General features: G+C 70.1%; 15 protein-coding genes. 10 read left to right on the top strand and 5 right to left on the bottom strand.

Translation table 11 applies throughout. The features are described from left to right. The first annotated feature begins 138 nt into the window (after window positions 1–138). The 5 genes from LXT21_RS12190 to tpx all read left to right on the top strand — a co-directional run bounded on the left by LXT21_RS12190 (window position 139) and on the right by tpx (window position 5,806). A complete protein-coding gene (locus LXT21_RS12190) occupies window positions 139–2,082 on the top strand; it encodes a protein kinase domain-containing protein (protein ID WP_254038281.1) in 1,944 nt (647 codons plus the stop codon). Window positions 2,083–2,404: 322 nt separating this feature from the next. After that, window positions 2,405–3,775, top strand: coding sequence for a phosphomannomutase/phosphoglucomutase (locus tag LXT21_RS12195; RefSeq protein ID WP_254038282.1), 1,371 nt, complete (start codon window positions 2,405–2,407; stop codon window positions 3,773–3,775). Next, complete coding sequence (locus LXT21_RS12200; RefSeq protein WP_254038283.1) at window positions 3,772–4,323, top strand: NADPH-dependent FMN reductase; 552 nt, start codon at window positions 3,772–3,774, stop codon at window positions 4,321–4,323. The genes LXT21_RS12195 and LXT21_RS12200 overlap by 4 nt, the downstream gene beginning before the upstream one ends. A gap of 13 nt (window positions 4,324–4,336) precedes the next feature. After that, window positions 4,337–5,269, top strand: a complete 933-nt coding sequence (locus LXT21_RS12205; protein WP_254038284.1) for an ROK family protein — start codon at window positions 4,337–4,339, stop codon at window positions 5,267–5,269. A gap of 18 nt (window positions 5,270–5,287) precedes the next feature. Further along, window positions 5,288–5,806: a thiol peroxidase gene (gene tpx, locus LXT21_RS12210; protein WP_254038285.1), complete on the top strand. Its 519-nt coding sequence runs from the start codon at window positions 5,288–5,290 to the stop codon at window positions 5,804–5,806. A 31-nt stretch (window positions 5,807–5,837) separates the two neighbouring features. Here tpx and LXT21_RS12215 read toward each other — a convergent pair whose 3' ends face one another. Further along, entirely contained in the window at window positions 5,838–6,242 is a 405-nt protein-coding gene (locus LXT21_RS12215; RefSeq protein WP_254038286.1) for a hypothetical protein, read from the bottom strand. A gap of 134 nt (window positions 6,243–6,376) precedes the next feature. Between LXT21_RS12215 and LXT21_RS12220 the strand changes: the two genes are divergently transcribed. Both LXT21_RS12220 and LXT21_RS12225 read left to right on the top strand, forming a co-directional pair. Beyond that, window positions 6,377–7,186 carry a helix-turn-helix domain-containing protein gene (locus LXT21_RS12220; RefSeq protein ID WP_254038287.1) on the top strand — a complete coding sequence of 270 codons (810 nt, stop codon included), beginning with the start codon at window positions 6,377–6,379 and terminating at the stop codon, window positions 7,184–7,186. A gap of 263 nt (window positions 7,187–7,449) precedes the next feature. Continuing rightward, on the top strand, window positions 7,450–10,299 hold the full coding sequence (locus tag LXT21_RS12225; RefSeq protein ID WP_256571490.1) for a cation-translocating P-type ATPase: 2,850 nt from the start codon (window positions 7,450–7,452) through the stop codon (window positions 10,297–10,299). Window positions 10,300–10,301: 2 nt separating this feature from the next. Here the strand turns inward: LXT21_RS12225 and LXT21_RS12230 are convergent, their stop codons facing one another. Then, entirely contained in the window at window positions 10,302–11,207 is a 906-nt protein-coding gene (locus tag LXT21_RS12230; protein ID WP_254038289.1) for a DUF547 domain-containing protein, read from the bottom strand. A gap of 60 nt (window positions 11,208–11,267) precedes the next feature. Further along, complete coding sequence (locus tag LXT21_RS12235) at window positions 11,268–12,359, bottom strand: Gfo/Idh/MocA family protein (RefSeq protein WP_254038290.1); 1,092 nt, start codon at window positions 12,357–12,359, stop codon at window positions 11,268–11,270. A 199-nt stretch (window positions 12,360–12,558) separates the two neighbouring features. Here LXT21_RS12235 and LXT21_RS12240 point away from each other — a divergent pair, with 199 nt between their 5' ends. From LXT21_RS12240 to LXT21_RS12250, 3 genes are all read left to right on the top strand, one after another. Next, window positions 12,559–13,170 (top strand): TetR/AcrR family transcriptional regulator, encoded by a 612-nt coding sequence (locus LXT21_RS12240; protein ID WP_254038291.1) that lies wholly within the window; start codon window positions 12,559–12,561, stop codon window positions 13,168–13,170. A gap of 95 nt (window positions 13,171–13,265) precedes the next feature. Beyond that, entirely contained in the window at window positions 13,266–16,463 is a 3,198-nt protein-coding gene (locus LXT21_RS12245) for a TonB-dependent receptor (protein ID WP_254038292.1), read from the top strand. Window positions 16,464–16,490: 27 nt separating this feature from the next. Then, window positions 16,491–17,234 (top strand): hypothetical protein, encoded by a 744-nt coding sequence (locus LXT21_RS12250; protein ID WP_254038293.1) that lies wholly within the window; start codon window positions 16,491–16,493, stop codon window positions 17,232–17,234. 421 nt (window positions 17,235–17,655) lie between these two features. On the opposite strand, the gene LXT21_RS12255 is transcribed toward LXT21_RS12250, so the two are convergent. Beyond that, window positions 17,656–18,864, bottom strand: a complete 1,209-nt coding sequence (locus LXT21_RS12255; RefSeq protein WP_254038294.1) for a right-handed parallel beta-helix repeat-containing protein — start codon at window positions 18,862–18,864, stop codon at window positions 17,656–17,658. A 429-nt stretch (window positions 18,865–19,293) separates the two neighbouring features. Continuing rightward, complete coding sequence (locus LXT21_RS12260) at window positions 19,294–20,487, bottom strand: LLM class flavin-dependent oxidoreductase (protein ID WP_254038295.1); 1,194 nt, start codon at window positions 20,485–20,487, stop codon at window positions 19,294–19,296. Between the last annotated feature and the right edge of the window lie 61 nt (window positions 20,488–20,548).

The raw sequence follows: 20,548 nt of genomic DNA on the forward strand, positions 1-20,548 counted from the left end.
GTGGGTAACGGGGTTCCCTGCTTTCTCGTCCTAGCGGGAGGTTGTCCTGTCCAGTCGCTGACGAAGGGGCGGGTGCACGCGGGTTGCAGGGCCGTCGCCGCCCACCCCATCTCGGGGTGGACGGGGCGGAGCTCGAACATGGCTTGCAGTCACTGCGCGGTGGAGCATCCGGTGGGGTCGGTGTGTCCTCGAGCGCCGTCCCTGGAGGGGCAGCGGCATGGCCCGCTGGTGCTGGGCGCGCCGTTGGGCTCGGGGGCGTTGGGCACGGTGTACCTGGCGGAGCACACGCCCACGGGGCACCGCTTCGCGGTGAAGGTGCTGCACCCGCACCTGGCGGCCCAGCCGGTGGTGCGCTCGCGCTTCCTCATGGAGGCCCGCGCGCTGCGCTCGCTCAAGCACCGCCATGTCGCGCGGGTGCTGGACGCGCGCCTCGGCCCCGCGGGGCTGCCGTGCATGCTGATGGAGCACGCGGAAGGGGAGCCCTTCTCGAAGCTGCCCATGCCGCTGGCTCCCGCGGAGGTGGTGCTGGTGCTGGCCCAGGCGCTGTGCGCGCTGGAGGTCGCCCACGCGCAGGGCCGCGTGCACGGTGGACTGAGCGCGGACAGCCTGGTGCTGACGTGGGATTCGCGCGGGGAGCGGCGGGTGAAGGTGCTGGGCTTCGGCTCGCGCGAGGTGCTCACCGCCAGCCTGTCCCGCGAGGAGCGCGCGTGCGGCATGGTGGTGGGCTCGCCCGCGTTCCTCGCGCCGGAGCAGTGGGCGCAGGACGCGGTGGACGGGCGCACGGACATCTACGCCTTGGGCGTGGTGGGCTACCTGCTGGCCACGGGTCGGCTGCCCTTCGGCTTCGGACGCGTGGGGGCGCTGTCGCCCGCGGCGCCGCATGAGCTCAACCCTCGCGTGCCGCGCGCGCTGTCGGACGTGCTGCTGCGCGCGCTGTCGCAGCGCCCCTCAGAGCGGTACCCGGACGCGGTCTGTTTCCGGGAGGCGCTGCTGGACAGCCAGGGCATCGGCCGGGTGCGGCCCGCGCCCCCGCAGCGCACGCGCACGTCGCGGGGGAGCATCTCCCTCTTCGGCCACATCCTCCCGGAGGACGACGCCACGCCGCTGCACCGCGCGCTGCGCGAGGTCGCCTACGAGCAGGTGCCGACGGCCGAGCTGACGCCGCCGAAGATGGAGTCGCCCCGGGGGCTGCTCGTGCGGCTGGGGCTGGCCACGGACGCGGAGCTGGTGCCCGTGCGCCTGGGTGACGTGACGGTGGATGGCTTCTTCGCCACGTGGGCGGGGGTGCTGCCTCCGCTCGCCTCGCAGCTCCCGGTGGAGCTGACGTTCCGGGGCCGCAAGGTGGCGTGCGACTGCGACGTGGTCCGCCATGTCACGCGCGAGGAGGCGCGGACGTGGAACGGTGAGTCGGGGCTGCACGTGCAGTTCGCGGGGGACGCGGCGCGGGAGCTGCTGGCGCACGCGCTCGGGTTGGGCAAGGGCCCGAGCGCGCTGGAGGCGGAGCCGGTGCCGGACGCGGAGCTGGCCCGGGTGCTGTCGCGCGCGGCGGTGGTGGAGAAGGACCCGTACGCGCTGCTCGGCGCGCTGCCGCACGAGGACTTCGAGGCGGTGCGCCGCCGCGCCACCTCGGCGCTGCGCCGGCTGAACCTCTTCCGTCAGCGCACCCTGCCGTTGGGACAGCGTCAGGCGCTGGAGGCGCTGCTGCGCCGCGTGGAGGCGGCGGGCCGCATGCTGGGCGACGCGGTGTCACGCGCCGGTTACGACGCCACGCGGGGGAACCTCGCGGGGGTCGCCCGCTGCCTCGACGCGGGGCTGGCGGACGAGCAGGCGGAGGTGATGCGCGGCGCCTTCCTCGCGGCGCGTCCGCTGGCGGAGTCGCGGGCCCGGGCGCTCTTCACGCAGGGCCATGCGCTGGAGGTCCGCGGCCAGCACGACGCGGCCCTGGAGCGCTACGCGGAGGCGCTGGCGTTGGACCCGCTCAACGCCTCCTGGCTGCGCCACTACCAGGCCCTGCGCGGGCAGGCGCGCCACGAGGTGCCGCTCTCCGTCGAGGGCGCGGGCGTGGAGGCCGTTGCGCACTGAAGGCCGGGGCACGCCAGGACGGGGCCCACTCGAACTTCTCCGACCCATGAGGGCTTGCCTGGAGGGCTTTCGCCCCAGGAGGCGGACCCACCCGGAGCGCACGCTCCTCCCTCGGCAGAGGGAGCCAGGCGCCTCGGCCGCCCGACAGCCGGGCGGGTGCGGGGGTTGATTGGCACCCCAGGGATTCACAGGGGCGCCGAGGGGGCAGCGTTCAGCAGGCCGCGCAGTCCCCCTGTCGGGTGCCGGGAACCATCGCGCTCGTGTAGAGTCCGCCGCCCTCTGTCATGCCCTCCGGTTCCAAGCGGAGGGCGGGGACACCTTCATGAACGCGCATATCTTCCGCGAGTACGACATCCGGGGTCTGGTGGACAAGGACCTCACGGCCGAAGTGGTGGAGCTCCTGGGCAAGGGCCTGGGCACCATCATCCGCCGCAACGGCGGCCGCTTCATCGCCGTGGGCCGCGACTGCCGCGAGTCCTCCACCCGCTTCCGCGACTCGCTCTGTGCCGGCCTGACGTCCACGGGCCTCAACGTCTTCGACGTGGGCGTGGTGCCCACGCCGCTGACCTACTTCGCCGCCAACACCCTGCCGGTGGATGGCCTGGCCATGATTACCGGCAGCCACAACCCGCCCGAGTACAACGGCTTCAAGATTGGCGCGGGCAAGACGACCTTCCACAGCCACGAAATCCAGGCGCTGCGCCGCCTCATCGAGGCGCGTGACTTCGAGGTCTCCGCGACGCCCGGCACCGTGACGCCGTTCGACATCATCACCCCCTACAACCACTTCGTCCGCCAGACGGTGAAGGTGGGTCGCAAGGGGATGAAGATCGTCATCGACGCGGGCAACGGCACCGGCGGCGCCATCGCCGTCCCGCTGTTCGAGAGCATGGGCTTCGACGTGGTGCCCCTGTTCTGCGAGATGGACGCGACGTTCCCCAACCACCACCCGGACCCCACGGTGGTGGAGAACCTCCAGGACCTCATCGCCGCGGTGAAGCGCGAGAAGGCCGAGGTGGGCATCGCCTACGACGGCGACAGCGACCGCATCGGCGTCATCGACGACCAGGGCAACATCCTCTGGGGCGACCAGCTCATGGTCCTCTTCAGCCGCTACGTGCTCAAGGACAGCCCGGGCGCGGCCATCGTCGGCGAAGTCAAGTGCAGCTACACGCTGTACGACGACATCGCCAAGCGCGGCGGCAAGCCCGTGATGTGGAAGGCGGGCCACTCGCTCATCAAGGCGAAGATGAAGGAGGAGCACGCGGAGCTGGCCGGTGAGATGAGCGGCCACATCTTCTTCAAGAACCGCTACTTCGGCTTCGACGACGCGGTGTACTCGTCCGCGCGCCTGCTGGAAATCCTCACCCACGAGAAGCAGAAGATGTCGGAGCTGCTCGCGGACGTGCCGAAGACGTACGCCAGCCCCGAGCTGCGCTTCGACACGAAGGAGGAGAAGAAGTTCGAGATGGTCAAGCGCGCCACGGAGACGCTGCGCGCGGCGGGCCACGACATCATCGACGTGGACGGCGTGCGCGTGACGTTCCCCGACGGCTGGGGCCTCATCCGCGCCTCCAACACCCAGCCCATCCTGGTGCTGCGCTTCGAGGCCAACACGCCCGAGCGCCTCAAGGAGATTCAAGCCCTCATCGAGGGCACCGTGGCCCAGGTGCAGCGCGAGGTGGGAGGGTGAGCGCACCTCGCATCCTGGCCATCGCGGGCAGCCTGCGCACCGGCGGTTTCAACCAGAAGCTCCTGGCGCTGGGCGTGGAGAAGGCCCGCGCGCTCGGCGCCGACGTGGACGTGGTCGACTTGAAGACGCTGGGCGTGCCGCTCTACGACGGTGACGTGGAGGCCCAGGGGATGCCCCCGAGCGTCGTCGCCCTGCGCGAGCGGGTGGCGAAGGCCCAGGGCTTCCTCATCTCGAGCCCCGAGTACAACTCGTCGATTCCGGGCGGCCTGAAGAACACCATCGACTGGGCGTCGCGCGCGCCCGGCCGGCTGTTCCAGGGCAAGTGGACCGCCCTCATGGGCGCCAGCCCCGGCAACTTCGGCACCGCGCGCATGCAGCCGCACCTGCGGCAGGTGATGTCGTCGGTGGGCGCGCTGGTGCTGCCCACGCAGGTGCACCTGGCGCGGGCCGCGGAGGCCTTCACGCCGGAGGGCCGGTTCAAGGACGACGCGCGGCAGCAGGAAGTCGAGGCGCTGGTGACCGAGCTGGTCCAGCGCGTGAAAGGCTAGAGGGAACACCGCCATGCCGACGTTGGGAATCGACCTGGGGGGGACGTTCGCTCGAGCCGCCGTGGTGGACGAGGCGGGGAAGATGCTCGCGTCGACCAAGGTGGCGCTCGACGAGCGCAGCCCGTCCGGGGTGGTGGAGACCATCGCCAGGGCCGCCTCGGAGGCGGTGAAGTCCGCGGGCGTGCCGGTGGACGGCTGCGGCGTGGGCGCGGCCGCGCAGATCCACAAGGACTCGGGGGTGCTGTCGGTGGCCCCCAACCTGGGCTGGCGCAACGTGCCGCTGGGCCAGATGCTCACCGACCGGCTGAAGCAGCCGGTGAAGGTGGTGAATGACTTGTCCGCCGCCGCGTGGGGTGAGCTGCACGCGGGCGCGGGCCGTGGCGCGCAGGACCTGCTGGTGGTGTTCGTCGGCTCGGGCGTGGGCAGCGCCATCGTCGCCGGCGGGCGCCTGCTGGAGGGCGCGGGCGGCGTGGCGGCCGAGCTGGGCCACATCAAGGTCGTCCCCGACGGGCGGCGCTGCGGCTGCGGCGAGCAGGGCTGCCTGGAGGCGTACACCGGGGGCCACAACCTCATCGCGCAGTCGAAGGAGCTGCTCGTCGCGGGCCGCGCCCCGGTGCTGGCGAAGCTGGTGGAGGACGACGCCTCCAGGCTGACGCCGGTGTCGCTGGAGCAGGCGGCGGAAGCAGGCGACGAGGCCGCTCGGGAGGTGTATGAGCGGGCCGCCCGGTTCCTGGCGTTGGCGGTGGCCAACCAGGTGACGGTGTTGAACCCGGCGAGGCTCATCCTGGGCGGTGGGGTGTTGAACCACTGCCCTGGCATGCGGCGCCGGGTGTTGGACGGTGTGAGGGCGTGGGCGTCCCAGACGTCCCGCGAGGGGTTGCTCATCGCCGACGCGGAGCTCGGCGACGACAGCGGCCTCATTGGTGCGGCACTGCTGGCCGCGTGACGTGAGAGGAGTGCAGTGATGGCCGAGTTCAAGGACCAGGTCACCTACCGTGGGAAGCCGGTGACGCTGGAGGGCGACAGGCAGGTGCAGGTGGGCGACCTCGCGCCCGACTTCACCGTGTACAAGGGCTTCTACGAGTCCCACCGCCTGTCGGAGCTCAAGGGGCAGGTGGTGGTGTTGAGCGTGGCGCCGAGCGTGGACACCAAGGTCTGCGCCATCCAGCTGCGCATGTTCAACCAGCAGGCGACGCAGCTGGGGCCGGACGTGAAGGTCTGGTACCTGAGCCTGGACCTGCCCTTCGCCCTCAACCGCTTCAGCGCGGCCGAGGGCATCCAGAACGTGGCGGTGCTGTCGGACTACAAGGACCGGGACTTCGCGCGGAAGTATGGCCTGTACATGAAGGAGCTGGGCCTGCTCGCGCGCAGCACCTTCGTGGTGGACCGCGAGGGCCGGGTGGTGTTCCGCGAGGTGGTCCCGGAGATGATGCACGAGCCGGACTACGACGCCGCGCTGGAGGCGGTGCGCAAGGCGCTCTGAGGCACGCCTCGCGCCGCACCCGTCGGGACGCTCAGGCGGGCACCATGCGGGCCTGCTTGAGGGCCATCAGCTGCAGGCAACTGAAGACGGCCACGGCCACGGCCTGCACGACGATGAAGGCCACGCCCCAGACGGTGGGCTGCACCCATCCCGAGGCGAGCAGCCCCAGGCTGTCCACCGTCCACAGCACGTTGGCGCCGATGATGGCCCAGATGAGCCCCCGGGGGACGAGGGGCCGGTTGGCCAGGAACACGAGCAGCGCGGCGAAGGGCAGCAGGCTGAAGCCCGCCGAGCGCAGCAGCGTGACGGGCAGGCCCAGGAGCTCGCTCAGGGGCTGGGCGGCGAAGAACATCAGCGCCCCGGTGGCGCCGCTGATGAGTCCGTCGGCGAGCAGGATGTGGCCCAGGAAGGTGCGCGACGCGGGAATGGCACTCATGGTGGTGTCCTCGGAATCGCGGCGCCGGGGAATCCGGCCGCCGTCTGGGGACACAAATTGCGCGCCGGCCCCGCGTGAGTCGATTACGCGGGAGGTAATTGGAAGGCTTCCCCGTCGTTCCTAGGGTCAGGGGCATGATGATGCCGAGCCGTCCGGTGGGAGAGTTGCTGCGCGAGTGGCGTCAGCGCCGCAGCCTGAGTCAGCTGGACCTGGCGTGCCGCGCGGAGGTGTCCGCCCGACACGTGAGCTTCCTGGAGACGGGCCGCTCCACGCCGAGCCGGGACATGCTGCTGCACCTGGCCGAGGAGCTGGACGTCCCGCTGCGCGAGCGCAACACGCTGCTCATGGCGGCGGGCTTCGCGCCGGTCTATTCGGAGAACGAGCTGGACGGGCCGCGCATGACGGCGGCGCGCGAGGCGGTGGAGCTGGTGCTCTCCGGACACGAGCCCTACCCGGCGCTCGCGGTGGACCGTCACTGGCACCTCGTCACCGCCAACCGCGCGGTGGGGGTGCTCCTGGAGGGCATCCCCGGCGAGCTGCTCCAGCCTCCCGTCAACGTGCTGCGGCTGAGCCTGCACCCGGACGGCCTGGGTCGGCGCATCCTCAACCTGGAGCAGTGGCGCACGCACGTGCTGGCGCGGCTGCAGCGCCAGGTGTCGACCACCGCGGACGCGACGCTGGCGGAGCTGCTGGAGGAGCTGCGGGGCATGGGGCCCGTGCCGGACGGCGCGGCCGAGCCAGACTATGCGGGCGTGGTGGTGCCGCTTCGCATCATGACGCCCCGGGGCGTGCTGTCCTTCATCGGCACGACGACGGTGTTCGGCACGCCGGTGGACATCACCCTGGCGGAGCTGGCGATTGAGTCCTTCTTCCCCGCGGACGCGGCGACGGGAGACCTGCTGCGCCGCGCCGCCGCCGAGGCCGCTCGACACTCCGACGCGTGACGGTGCCCGCGACAAGGACGCCCCGCCTCGGCCATAGGGAAACCGGAGCGGGGCGCGGGTACGACGACCGCGATGGATTATCGAAAGCTCTATTTCCTGAATACTCAGAAAGTAACGACTCCGTAAAGACTTTGTTGGGGCCCGCACGCCCCGCCTGGTTGCTCCGAGGGCGGGCGTGAATCGGGTGGCGGCGGCGGACATAGCTTTTCGGGAGGGGAGTCACCGCCCTTCCATCACCGCCGATGTCCGGCAGGGGGAATCCCATGCACGAGCCGCCACCCGCCGCGCCTGGCCAGGACGCGACTGCGCCCGTGCGGGGCAGCGTCCCCTGGCATTCCCTTCCCGCTGAGAGAGTCTTCGAGCACCTGGGCAGCGGACCCATGGGACTGACGGACGAGCAGGCGCGCGAGCGGCTCTCCCGCCACGGGCCCAATGTCCTGGAGCGACAGAAGGGCGAGGGGCCGCTGAAGCTGTTGTGGCGTCAGGTGAACAGTCCGTTCATCTGGGTGCTCATCGTGTCGGCGGTGTTGGCGGTGGTGATGGGGAAGGTGACGGACGGGCTCGTGGTGGCCGCCGTGGTGGTGCTCAACACGCTCATCGGCTTCGTGCAGGAGTTCCGCGCGGGCAAGGCCATCGAGGCGCTCAGCCGGATGGTGCCGCAGAACGCGACGGTGGTGCGCGCGGGCCACAAGCGCGCGGTGCCCGCCGCGGAGCTGGTGCCCGGGGACGTGGTGGAGATTGCCGCGGGGGACAAGGTGCCCGCGGACATGCGGCTGGTGGGCTCGCGCAACCTCCAGGTGGAGGAGGCCGCGCTCACGGGCGAGTCCGTGCCGGCGGCGAAGCAGTCCTCGGTGGTGGAGGAGGACGCGGAGTTGGGGGACAGGACGAGCGTCGTCTTCGGCGGCACGCTGGTGACGTCGGGGGTGGGGCAGGCCGTGGTCATCGCGACGGGAGGCGCCACGGAGCTGGGGCGCATCTCGGAGATGTTGAGCGAAGCGACGGATTTGCAGACGCCGCTGACGAAGGCGCTCGCGAGCATCGCCATGGTCATCACCGTGGCCATCCTCGTGGTGTCGGTGCTGTTGCTCGGGGTGGGGCTGTGGCGCGGCTATGACATCAGCGAGGCGGTGGTGGTGGCCATCACCCTGGCGGTGGCGGCGATTCCGGAGGGCCTGCCCGCCATCGTCACCATCGCCCTGGCCATCGGCGTGCAGCGCATGGCGGCCCGGCGCGCGGTCATCCGCAAGCTCCCCGCGGTGGAGACGTTGGGCAGCACCACCGTCATCTGCTCGGACAAGACGGGCACGCTCACGCGCAACGAGATGACGGTGCAGGCCTTGTGGACGCCGACGGGGCGCTACACCGTCACCGGCGTGGGGTACGCGCCTCGGGGCGAGCTGCGCCGCGACGGGCCCGCGCTCAGCGAGTCGCTGCTGCCCGAGGACGCGAAGGAGCTGTTGCTCGCCGGCGCGCTGTGCAACGACGCGGCGCTCGAGGGGGCCGACGGCGATTGGCGCATGACGGGCGACCCGACGGAGGGCGCGCTGGTGGTGGCGGCGCAGAAGGCGGGCCTGCGCGTGGAGGAGTCCCGTGCGCGCTTCGCCCGCGTGGACGCCATCCCGTTCGAGTCGGAGAACCAGTTCATGGCCACGCTGCACGACGATGGCCGCGAGGGCCGCGTGCTGCTCCTCAAGGGCGCGCCCGAGGTCGTCCTGGCCCGCTGTGAGCTGGACGGCGCCGTGTCCCGCGAGGCGGTGCTGGAAGAAGTGGAGCGACTGGCGCGGCGGGGCATGCGCGTGCTCGCGGTGGCGTCCCGGCAGGTGCCCGAGGCGAAGGACCAGCTCGCGCTGGAGGACGTGGAGGGCGGGCTGGAGCTGCTGGGCCTGCAGGGGATGATGGACCCTCCGCGCGAGGAGGCCATCGAGGCGGTGCGCGCCTGTCACGAGGCGGGCATCGTCGTGAAGATGATTACCGGCGACCACCTGGCGACGGCGGAGGCCATCGGCGCGAAGCTGGGCCTGCACGAGCCGGGGAGGCCGGGCGTCGCGGGCGCGAAGCTGGGCGCGCTGGATGACGCGCAGCTGGCGCACGTGGCCGAGAGCACGAATGTCTTCGCGCGCGTGGCGCCGGAGCACAAGCTGCGCCTGGTGCGCGCGCTCCAGGCGCGAGGGCACGTGGTGGCGATGACGGGTGACGGGGTGAACGACGCGCCCGCGCTCAAGCAGGCGAACATCGGCGTGGCGATGGGAATCACCGGGACGGCGGTGTCCAAGGAGGCGGCGGACATCGTGCTCACGGATGACAACTTCGCCTCCATCGCGGCGGCGGTGGAGGAGGGGCGGCGCGTCTACGACAACCTCATCAAGTCGCTCGCCTTCGTGCTGCCCACCAACCTGGGGCTCGCGCTCATCCTGTTGTGCGGTGTGGCGTTCTTCCCCATCCAGGACATCGGCGGGAAGGCGGTGCCGCTGATGGCGATGCTGCCCACGCAGCTGCTCTGGATAAACCTGGTGGCCACGGTGTCGCTCGCGCTGCCGCTGGCGTTCGAGGCGCGTGAGCCGGACGTGATGCGCAGGAGGCCGCGTCGACCTGACGCGCCGGTGCTCAGTCACTTCGTGGTGATGCGCACGGGGCTGGTCGCGTTGTTGATGGCGGCGGGGGCCATCGGCCTGTTCCTCTGGGAGTACTCGCGCGAGGTGCCGGCGGTGGGGCACGCGCGGGCGCTGGCCGAGGCGCAGACGATGGCGGTGAACACCGTCATCAGCTTCCAGATTTTCTACATGGTGATGTGCCGCACCCTCACCGGCTCGGTGCGCAAGGTGGGCCTGTTCAGCAACCCCACGGTGTTCATGGGCATTGGCGCGCTGGTGCTGCTGCAGCTCGCCTTCATGTACGTGCCCTTCATGCGGAGCGTCTTCGGCACCGCGCCGCTGTCGCTGGAGGCCATCGGCCTGTCCGTGCTGGTGGGCGCGGTGGTGCTGCCCGCCGTCGGACTGGAGAAGTGGCTGCGCGGGCGCAAGGACGGAGGCGCGGTGCCGCGGCCCCGCGCTCGCGAGCGGGAGGACGAGGAGCACACGCCGCCGACGGGGCGCCGCGAGCGGCTGCCCGCGTGACGTCAGCGCTCCGAGCGGACTTCACGCGCGGCGGCGTCCGGGAGCGAGGGGTCCTCCGGCTCGTACACGATGTGGCAGCGGTCCAGCTTCGGCCCACAGGCGTGGTCCAGGTCCGCGCGCGTGTCGCAGCCGGGACGCTCCTCACAGGTGTCCGGTAGGAACGCCCAGACGAACTGGAGCACGTTGCCCCGACGTCCCTCGGGCAGCGCGGCGAGGAAGTCCTCGCGCCAGGTCTCGAACAGCTTCGCCAGGTGCACCGTGTCGCGGTCCAGGCGCACGTGGCGCTTGTCGCCCACGAACCGGCGGCTGGCCTCGTTCAGCTGCGCGTCGAGGAACTCGGGCTGGAAGTGGGTGCTGTCCATGCGAGGCCCACCGCGCGTGGCCTGGAACAGCGCCAGGTGGATGCGCGGGTCGGCGTACTCACGGGCGAGGACGCGGTGGTGCAGCGACCACAGCGTCATGCGCTGCCCGCCCACGGGCCACGAGCGCCCCCAATAGAAACGCCCCTGCACGCTCTCCAGATAGGGATACCCATCCACCACCTGCTGGAGCACCAGCGCGTGGTAGGCATTGAGCCAGAAGGCCAGCGCGTCCTCCGCCGTCGGGAACACCTCCGGACGGTTGTGCGGCGAGAACGAGGCCAGTGATTCGACGAAGCGGTCCAGCTCCGCGCGCTCACGGCCGATGGAGGAGAAGTCCACGTTCCCATCCGCGCGCACGTGCCGGAGCACCTTCTCGTAGCCCTGATAGTGGAAGGGCTCCGACGCGGACGGCACGGAGGCCGGCAGCAGGCCCTGCACATACAGCGCGGCCGACGCCACCAGCGTGCTCGCGACGGCGAACACCACGGCGGGCACCAGGAGGCGGCGACGGGAGGGCAGGGGAGCGTCCACGGGAGCGCGCAGCATAGACCAGGGCCGCGCCGCCCCGCTGCGGTCCACCGCTCTCCCGCCAGGAGGGTGGCCCGCCTACAGCGTCCGACGCTGTCCCGACGCCGAGGACTCCGCGAAGGTGTCCAGAATCCGATGCAGCTTCAACGCATACGTGAAGTCGGGCGCCAGCGACGTGCCCTCGTCCCAGTCCCGAGCGAAGGCCGTGTAGAGCTGGCCCGTCTGGTACGCGTCATCCGTGAGCGAGCCCTGCGGACCCCAGGTGTACTGCTCGGGTATTGGTAGCAACTGGAGCGGCTGGTCATCGCCCCGCGCGCCGGACACCTTCAGGTCATGGGAGAGGTACAAATCTCCCTCCGTGCCGGTGAAGGTGGCGCCGATGACGCCGCCGTTGCGCTTGCCCGCCTCGATGTGCGCGGACAACAGCGCGCCGCTCTCCAGCGTTCCACTCACCAGCACCTGGTCGGGCGCGGTGACGGGGATGACCTCGCCTGTCTCAATCAGCGTGGTCTGCTCGAGCTGCCGAGCCACGAGCGCGGACGCGCTCCGGAGGTCCCCCACCGCGGCCAGCACCGTGTCCAGGAAGTGTGCGGTGATGGTGGCCAGCGTGTTGGCGCCCTGGGTGGCGTCCGCCGTGTAGCCATAGGCCTTGGGCCGCCGGTGTCCGAGCATCGACGTGGTGACCTGCAGCGACACGGAGCGCAGCCGCCCCAGGTAGCCCTCCTGGAGCAGGTCCTTCAGGTAGCGCACCCCGGGCGCCAGTCGCCGCTGCAATCCGATGACGGTGCGCACCCCCGCCTGCCGGGCCAGCGCCTCCAGCTCCGTCGTCTCGGCCAGCGACGCGCCCAGGGGCCACTCGCAGAACACGTGCTTCTTCGCGGCGAGCGCGGCCTTCACCAGCTTCGCGTGCTCGGTCGCGCGCACCGACACCACCACCAGGTCCACCTCTGGATGCGTGACCAGCGGCTCGGCGCTGGCGAAGGCGTGGGGAACATCGAAGCGGCGCGCCGTCTCGTCCGCGCTCTCCTGCCGCGTGGTGCTCACCGCCGTGACGCGGAAGCGCGGCAGCGTCTGCAACGCGGGCAGGTGGGCATACGTCGCCCAGCCCCATTGGGGGCTCGCCCCGATGATGCCCACGCGAATCCGGTCCGACGTACTCGCTCTGCTCATGGCTGCACTCCCTCACGGGAGGACCCAGGCGGCGCTCCTCCTCGCCCACCTGTCCCCGACGCCCACCAAGCTAGCGGCCGTCCTCCAGGTCTTCAAGACGACTGGTCATATTGAATGAAAACCACCGTGGAATCATAGGGTTGAGCGCTGGAGATGGGCGCTTTTGACGACCTGGGACACGTGGCCGTAAAAGGCTCCGATGCCGAGAGCCAGTGTTCGCGACAGGCTGCTCGCCGCCGGTCTGGAGACGCTGCGCACGCAGGGCTTCAACGGCTGCGGCGTCCAGGACATCACCGACGCGGCGGGCGTGCCGAAGGGGTCCTTCTACAACCACTTCGACAGCAAGGAGGCGCTGGGCGCGGCGGTGGTGGACCAGTACATGCGCGCCAGCGTGCAGGACCTGTCGCTGCTCCAGGACCCCGCGAAGACGCCCCTGCGACGGCTGCGCGACTACTTCGCCCAGCAGGTGGAGCGGCTCGTCGAGGGCCGCTTCGAGTGCGGCTGCCTGTTGGCCAACTTCGCCGCGGAGCTCGCCGACCACAGCCCCCTCATCCGCGAGCGCGTGGCGGCCTCCTTCACCGAGTGGTCCTCCCACCTCGAGCACGTCCTGCGCGAGGCCCAGGCCGCGGGCGAGGTGGCCCCGGACGTCGCGCCCCAGATGCTCGCCACCTTCATGCTCGGCGCCTGGGAGGGCGCGGTGCTGCGCAGCCGCGTGGAGAAGGGCCGCGCCCCGCTGGACGCCTTCCTGCGCCTGGCCTTCGACCGCTCCCTGGAGCAGGGGACTCCCGCCTGTTCCAGGCCTGCTGGGTGAAGCGCCTTGACGCGCTGTTCTGTTTGATTGGGGATTGTTGCTTTCTCGCGTCTTGAGACAGAGTGCCCTCCGGAATCAAAGGGAGGGAGTCAGCTTTGTCCATACGTTTGGGTCTCGCCCGCGGGGTGTGTCTCGCGGTCCTGCTCTGTGGCGCCGGAGCGTTCGCTCAGGGCGTCTCGGTCATCACCGGCACCATCACCAGCGCGGAGGACAAGAAGGCGCTGGGCGACGCGGTGGTGACGGCCACCTCGCCGAAGCTGCAGGGTGAGCGGGTGGTGGTCTCGGATGCGAGCGGCCTGTATCGCATCCCGCAGCTGCCGCCGGGCACGTACACGCTGCGCGTGGAGCGCGAGGGCTTCGAGCCCTTCGTGCGCCCGGACATCGTGCTGCGGTTGGACCGCACCATCCGGGTGAACATCCAGCTGTTGCCCTCGGCGTTCGGGGAGGAGATCTCCATCAGCGCGGCGCCCACGTTGGACGTGGGCTCGAGCACGCAGGGCATGAGCGTGGACGCGGACTTCCTGCGCAACGTGGCCGTCATCCGTCCGGGCAGCAAGGGCTCCGCGTCGCGCTCGTTCGAGTCGCTGGCGGAGCTGGCCCCGGGCGCGGTGGAGGACCGCTACGGCGTGAGCGTCAGCGGCAGCAGCTCCCCGGAGAGCCAGTACGTGGTGGATGGCCTGTCGGTGAACGACCCGGGCGTGGGCACGCTGGGCACGCCGCTGTCGGTGGAGTTCGTGCAAGAGGTCAACGTCATCACCGGTGGCTACATGCCGGAGTACGGCCGCTCCACGGGCGGCGTGCTCAACGTCGTCACCAAGTCGGGCTCCAACGAGTTCCACGGCTCGGTGTTCGCGAACATGGCGCCGGGCTCGCTGCAGCGAAACGGCACCATCGTCCGGCAGGAGGGCAGCGTCATCTCCGCGCAGGGGCAGCCGTGGAACCAGGGGGACTTCGGCTTCGACCTGGGCGGTCCCATCCTCAAGGACAAGCTCTGGTTCTACGCGGGCGTGGCGCCGTCGTTCAATCGCATCCGCGTGGACCGGCAGCTGAGCCGGCTGGAGTTCTGCGAGGAGGGCGACACGCGGCCCGGGTGCACCGCGGCGGGCCAGCGCGTCCGGGATCCGGAGACGGGCTTCGGTCTGGTGACGCCCATCGAGGGCACGCGCACCACGCGCTTCGCGGATGAGCGCTCGCTGCAGTACATGACCAAGCTGACGTACCTCTTCAACCCGGACCACAACCTGTCCGTGTCGGTGTTCGGCACGCCGCGCTCGTCGGGGGGGTCGGGCAAGTATGCCTTCAGCGACGACGGTGACCCGGAGGTGTGTCTGGGGCTGTCGTGCACCTCGTACGTGCAGGGGACCTACGACTCCATCGCCACCCGGCGCAGCAACGGGGTGATGGACATCGTCGCCAAGCAATCGTCGTCCTTCTTCGACAAGAAGTTCCTGGTCGACGCGACGCTCGGCTGGCACCACCAGTCGGACAGCACGCTGCCATCGGATGGCTCGGGGCTGTTGTCGCCCACGGGGCTGGCCTCGGAGCCGAACATCGCCTGGCGCCGCACGAGCAACCCCGGCCCGCGCTCCATCACCTTCTTCGAGACGTTGCAGGACCCGTCCGTCTGTGGCGCGACGCCGGAGGAGCAGCAGCTCAAGTGTCCCGTCCGGGCGTACTCGACGGGCGGCCCTGGCACCATCAGCGAGCAGGAGCTGGACCGCTTCCAGGGCAAGGTGATGGGCACCTTCCTGTTGCAGGCGCTCGGCCACCACATCATCAAGGCGGGCTTCGACGCGGAGCGGATGAGCTTCTACAACCACCGCGCGCGCACGGGCGGTGCCCCGTGGCAGGAGTGCGCCAACGGCCGCTGCTTCTTCACGCTCAACCAGTACGGTTATCTCGAGGGCCCGGACCAGCCGGTGTTCCTGGCGAGCAAGGAGGGCACGTCCACGTCGGTGACGATGGGCGGCTTCATCCAGGACAGCTGGTCCATCCTGGACAAGGTGACGCTCAACGCGGGCCTGCGCTACGACGTGCAGACCATCCGCGGGTTGGACGACAAGGTGGGCTTGCACCTGCCCAACCAGTGGTCGCCGCGCGTGGGGTTGGTCTACGACTTCACACAGCAGGGACGCTCGAAGCTGTTCGTCAACTTCGCGCGCTTCTTCGAGAACGTGCCGTTGGACCTGGCGGACCTGTCCTTCCCGCAGCAGCAGCTGTTGTCGGCCACGTACAACTATCCGGCGTGTGACCCGAGCGACCGAGACTCGCTGCGCACCGGCTGCGTGGCGGTGGGCAACCGTCAGGCCATCGGCAGCCGGGAGGGGCCGAACCAGCGCTGGGACGCGCAGGGTGGAGACCGCGTGCCGGTGGACCCGAACATCCGCGCCCAGTCCGCGGACGAGCTCATGGTGGGTGGTGAGTACGAGGTGCTGCTCGGCCGCTTCGGCCTGACGTACACGCGGCGCGTGCTCAACGACGTCATCGAGGACATGAGCCGCGATGACGGCAACACCTTCTTCCTGGGCAACCCGGGCAAGGGGTTCTCGACGGACTTCCCCGAGGCGAAGCGCCACTACGACGCGGTGAACGTGTACTACCAGAAGGCGTTCTCCGACGGCTGGCTGGCCCAGGCGAGCTACACGTGGTCCAAGCTGCGCGGCAATTACTCGGGGCTGTTCCGCGCGGACACCGGCCAGCTGTCGCCCAACCTCACGCGCGACTTCGACCTGGTGTCGCTGACCACCAACCGCGACGGCGCGCTGCCCGGGGACCGCACGCACGCGCTCAAGGTGTTCGGCGCGCGCGAGTTCAACCTGACGCGCTCGACGAGCCTGAACGTGGGCGGTGGGTATCGCAGCCGCTCGGGGACGCCGCTCAACTACCTGGGTGCGCATCCGCGGCGCAGCGGCTCGGAGACGTTCATCCTGCCGCGAGGCAGCGCGGGCCGGCTGCCGTGGGTGCACAACATCGACACCCGCGTGAGCGTGAACCAGAAGCTGAGTGGGGACTACGTGCTGAGCATGTCGCTGGACGTGTTCAACGTCTTCAACTTCCAGCAATACACGGCGGTGGACCAGACGCTGACCACGACGCGTGTCTATGCGATTGAGCAGGGAGGAAAGCCCGCGGACCTGTCGGCGTGCCTCGTCGCCAACAACCCGGACTGCAAGGTCATCTCGACCGCGACGAACCTGCCCATCGGTCCCGCGGACATCAACCCCAACTTCAAGCGCCCCACGGCCTACCAGGCGCCGCGCTCCGTGCGGCTGGGCGCGAAGCTGACCTTCTAGGCGCTCGCCATGAAAGGACATCTGCCAATGATTCGTGGAATGGGAATGGGCGCGCTGGCGGCGCTGGTGCTCGCGGGCTGTGGGGTGGAGGACCCGGAGGCGCAGTGTGTGGTGGCAAGGGCCGTGACGGATGGCTCCATCGGTTCGTTCGCCACGGTGTACACGCTGCTGCCGGGACAGAATCCCGACCTGCAGTGCGCGCGGTTGGCGCCGGAGGCGGTGGGGATGCAGAAGTACTACAGCCAGGACCCCAAGGCGCCGGACACGGTGGCGCTGCGCAGCGCGCGGATGGGGAAGCTGCTGGTGGACTTCAAGGACCGGCCGGATGTGGATGCGTCGCACACGCCGTACTCGGTGGGGCCGTTGGCCAGCGAGGGGCCGGGGGCGGACAACTTCTGCGACGTGCCGCAGTTGTCGACGACGCGGCTGGAGGTGCCGGCGACGGAGGCGCTGCCCGCGCAGAGCTTCGCGTACGAGTGGTCCAACCTGCGCATCTACAACACGCCGGGCATTCCAGGGACGCAGTTCAAGGCGGACCTGCGCTACTCGGAGAACGGGTGCACGGCGACGTACCAGGCCAAGGGCATCTGGCCGGTGGTGAGCTGCGCCACCGCGGGCAAGCCGGATGACGTGAAGTGCGACCCGTATCCGGACTTCGCGGCGGGCCGCCTGCGTGGCTCGGGTATCAACCCCGTGTTCCCCGTGAAGTGTGACCCGGTCGCGCTCATCTGCGTGCTCACGGGTGAAGTTCCGTCCGACGAGACGCCCTGAGCGGGGGTCGAGACCCTCTCCGCTTCTGTGTATTGAAGCGGGGAGGGTGGTTGCACTGCGGTGAGACGTGTCGCGGCTCCTTCCTTGCCTGTGCGCGCGGAAGGGGCGCCAGTGAGTGACTGCCGGGCGAGATGAAGCCGTGCGTCCAGTTCTGTCCTGCTCCGCGCGTTGGCGCGAGCTGACAGGGCCCCACTGCGAGACGACGCCTCCGGAGTCCTGTCCTGCTCCGTGGATTGGCGCGAGCGGAAAGAGCGCCACGAGAGGCGATGGCCCCGAGGGTCGAGTCCCCTCCTGCCCTGTGCGTTGCCGAAAGCGGCAAGGGTGCGTCGGTGAGCGACTTTCGCTCGGAATGCGCTGGGCTCGGACTCGTTGAGTCCCTGCTCGCCCGAGACGGTCGAGCGACCGGGGCTTCCCTCCACGTTTACTGGAGCGGCGTGGACTTCTGGTCCACGCCGGACACGCGGCGCCACTGCGCGAGGCTGCGGGTCTCCTCGGGGTCGGCCTTGAAGGTGCCCTCGGCGGCGTACTGGTTCCCGTCCATCTTCAGGCCGGGGCGGTGCTTGCCCAGGCGCACCAGGTGCCGGCCCTGGATGGAGTTGCCGCGCACGGTGAGGTTCTCGCTGGGCGCGCCGTTGGAGCCCAGGCCGAGCATCATCCCGTAGCCCTCGGTGTCGGAGATGGTGTTGCCCACCACCGTCACGTCGCGCGAGTTCTCCACGCGGATGCCCGCGCCGTCGCTGCCGCCGCTCTGGGTGATTCCCTTGATGGTGTTGCCGCGCACCACGACGTTGGCGGGGCTGGGTTGGTTGCCCTCGCGCGAGCCGCCCACCGCGATGCCGCGCCCCGCGTCGGAGATGCGGTTGCCCTCGATGCGCACGTTCCGCGCGGAGAAGTGGACGACGATGGCCTCACCCGCCGACGTGGGTGACTTGCGGAAGCCGTACATCGTGTTGTCACGGATGACGACGTCGTGGCACGTCTTGATGTCCACGGCGTTCTCGTCGTTGTCGTGGAGTTGGTTGCCCTCGATGACCACGTTGCGAGCGGGCGCCTGTCCCTTGCGGTCCGGCAGCAGGCACTGCACCGAGTCACCCGAGTTGTCGTGGATGTCATTGCCGCGCACGGTGATGTTCCGCGACGTGGCCTGGATGACCACGCCGTGCGAGTCCCCCTTGGGCGCCCGGCGGAAGTCGTGGATGTGGTTGTTCTCGATGAGCACGTCGCGCGCGCCACCGTGCGTCGCGACGCCGGCGCCCAGCGTGCCGTGGTGGATGTGGCAGCCGGTGAGCACCGCGCCGGTGGTGTCGCCCTCGAAGAGGACGGCGAAGCGCGGCTGTCCGCGCACGTCGATTTCGAAGCCCTCGATGACCCAGTGAGGCTTGCGGACCTGCACCAGCGTGCCGCCGCGCGCCGTCGGGATGATGCGAGGCTTCCCCTCGCCCAAGAGCGTGACGGGCGCGTTCGGCTTGCCGGCCTTCACCGCGGGGCCGTCGATGAACACCCCTTCGGCGTACTCACCGGCCTGGACGCGGATGACCTCGCCAGGGCCCGCGGTGCGCACCGCGCGGCCGATGGTCCTGAATGGGGCGCGCTTCGTCCCCGCAGCCGTGTCATTGCCCGAGGGGCTCACGTACCACTCGCGAGTGAAGCGGCGGGGGCGCGAGGAAGCCTTCGCGGCGCTCTCCTGGCTGCCCTGCTCCCGGGCACTCGGGGGCTCCGCCGCCCATGTGGGCGTCGTGGCCCACAGCGCACACGCGAAACCCCATCCCAGTGTTCGCTGGCCAACCCTCATCCCCATCCCCTTCCGCACGAGACCGTCCCCAAGGTGCGCACGATGGCGCCCTGGGGAAGCGGGGCGAGGTAGGAGTCGCGCCCTGGTGTGCGAAGAGTCGGAGGGGCGTCCTCCCGAGGCCAACCAGCGGTTGCGTTCACCCTGTCGAGCCAGCATCCCGAACTGTCGAGTCGCGGGAGGGGAGGCGCCTCCCGCCGGATGTCCGCGATAACGGTCGGGACGAAGGACTCCGTGGTGGATGAACGGTCCTCGGAGTCCTCCGCTACTTCAGGGAGGCGCGGGCGTCTTGAACTCGGGGATGAGCTCACCGGTGAGGCGGATGCTCTTGAGCACGGCCTCGTGGGAGAGGGCGCCCACCTGGTGGAAGGACATCAGCGCGTCGATGCCCAGGGCCTCGTAGCGCTTGAGGCCCTGACGCACCTGGTCCTTCGTCCCGACGATGAGCGAGTCCTGGGCGCTCAGCACCTCCCACACCTGCTCATCCGGCACGGCCTCGCCGGACATGATGCGGCCGAGGATGCGCTGGGCCTGGGACTGGGGTGCGTTGGGGTCCTTGCGGCGCAGGTACTGGCCGGTGAGCCCGCCGCCAGCGGGGTCCTTGGCGAGGGCCTCCAGCTCCGCGGCGGATCTGACGAAGTGGTCCTTGGCCTCGAAGAAGGTGAACGAGCCGCTCGTGTACCAGGCCGCCGCCTTCGCCGCGCCGTTCTGCATCGCCTCGCGTTCGGTGTCCGCGCAGTGCACGAAGGTGAAGAAGGCCACCTGGTCGTTGACGAAGTCGCCCACCGGCTCACAGCGGGTCCGGAGGGCCTCGCGGTAGAGGTGGATCATTTCCGCCACCTCTTCGGGTGAGGCCCACAGCGTCACGCCGAGCGCGCCCACGCCGTTGCGTCCGGCCTGCTCGAAGGACGCGGGGCTGGAGCACGCCTGCCACAGGGGCGGGTGGGGTTTGCGGAAGGGCTTGGGGATGACGTTGATGTCCTTGACGCGGAAGTCCGGTGAGTCCCAGGAGAACTTCTCCTGGGTCCACAGCTTCGGAATCATCTGGAAGGCCTGCTGCATCTGCGAGCGGGTGGCGTCGGGTTCGATGTTGAAGACGCGCCATTCGGGGATGGTGCTGCGCGCCATGCCGAGCTGGAAGCGGCCGCCGCTCAGGTGGTCGAGGAACGCGGAGCGCTCGGCGATGCGGATGGGGTGGTTGAAGCGTGCGGGCGCGAGCGCCGCCGAGTGCCCCACGTGGATGTTCTTGGTGCCCATCGCGATGGCGGTGAGCATGACCTCGGGTGCGGAGCTGTAGCTGAACTCCACCGCGGTGTGGTGCTCCACCTGCCACCAGACGCCATAGCCCATCTCATCCGCGAGCCGAGCCTGCTCCAGCGTCTCACGGATGATTTGATGCTCGTGGTCCGCGCCAGTCCACCGTTCCTTCGGGTGCTGCATCTCCGAGAAGATGTCGAGTCTCATGTCGGGTCCCCCCCTGTAGACCTCAGGTCTGGCGAGGACTGTAACACCACGGCTGAGGCAA

Source organism: Myxococcus guangdongensis, from assembly GCF_024198255.1.
Taxonomy (GTDB): domain Bacteria; phylum Myxococcota; class Myxococcia; order Myxococcales; family Myxococcaceae; genus Myxococcus; species Myxococcus guangdongensis.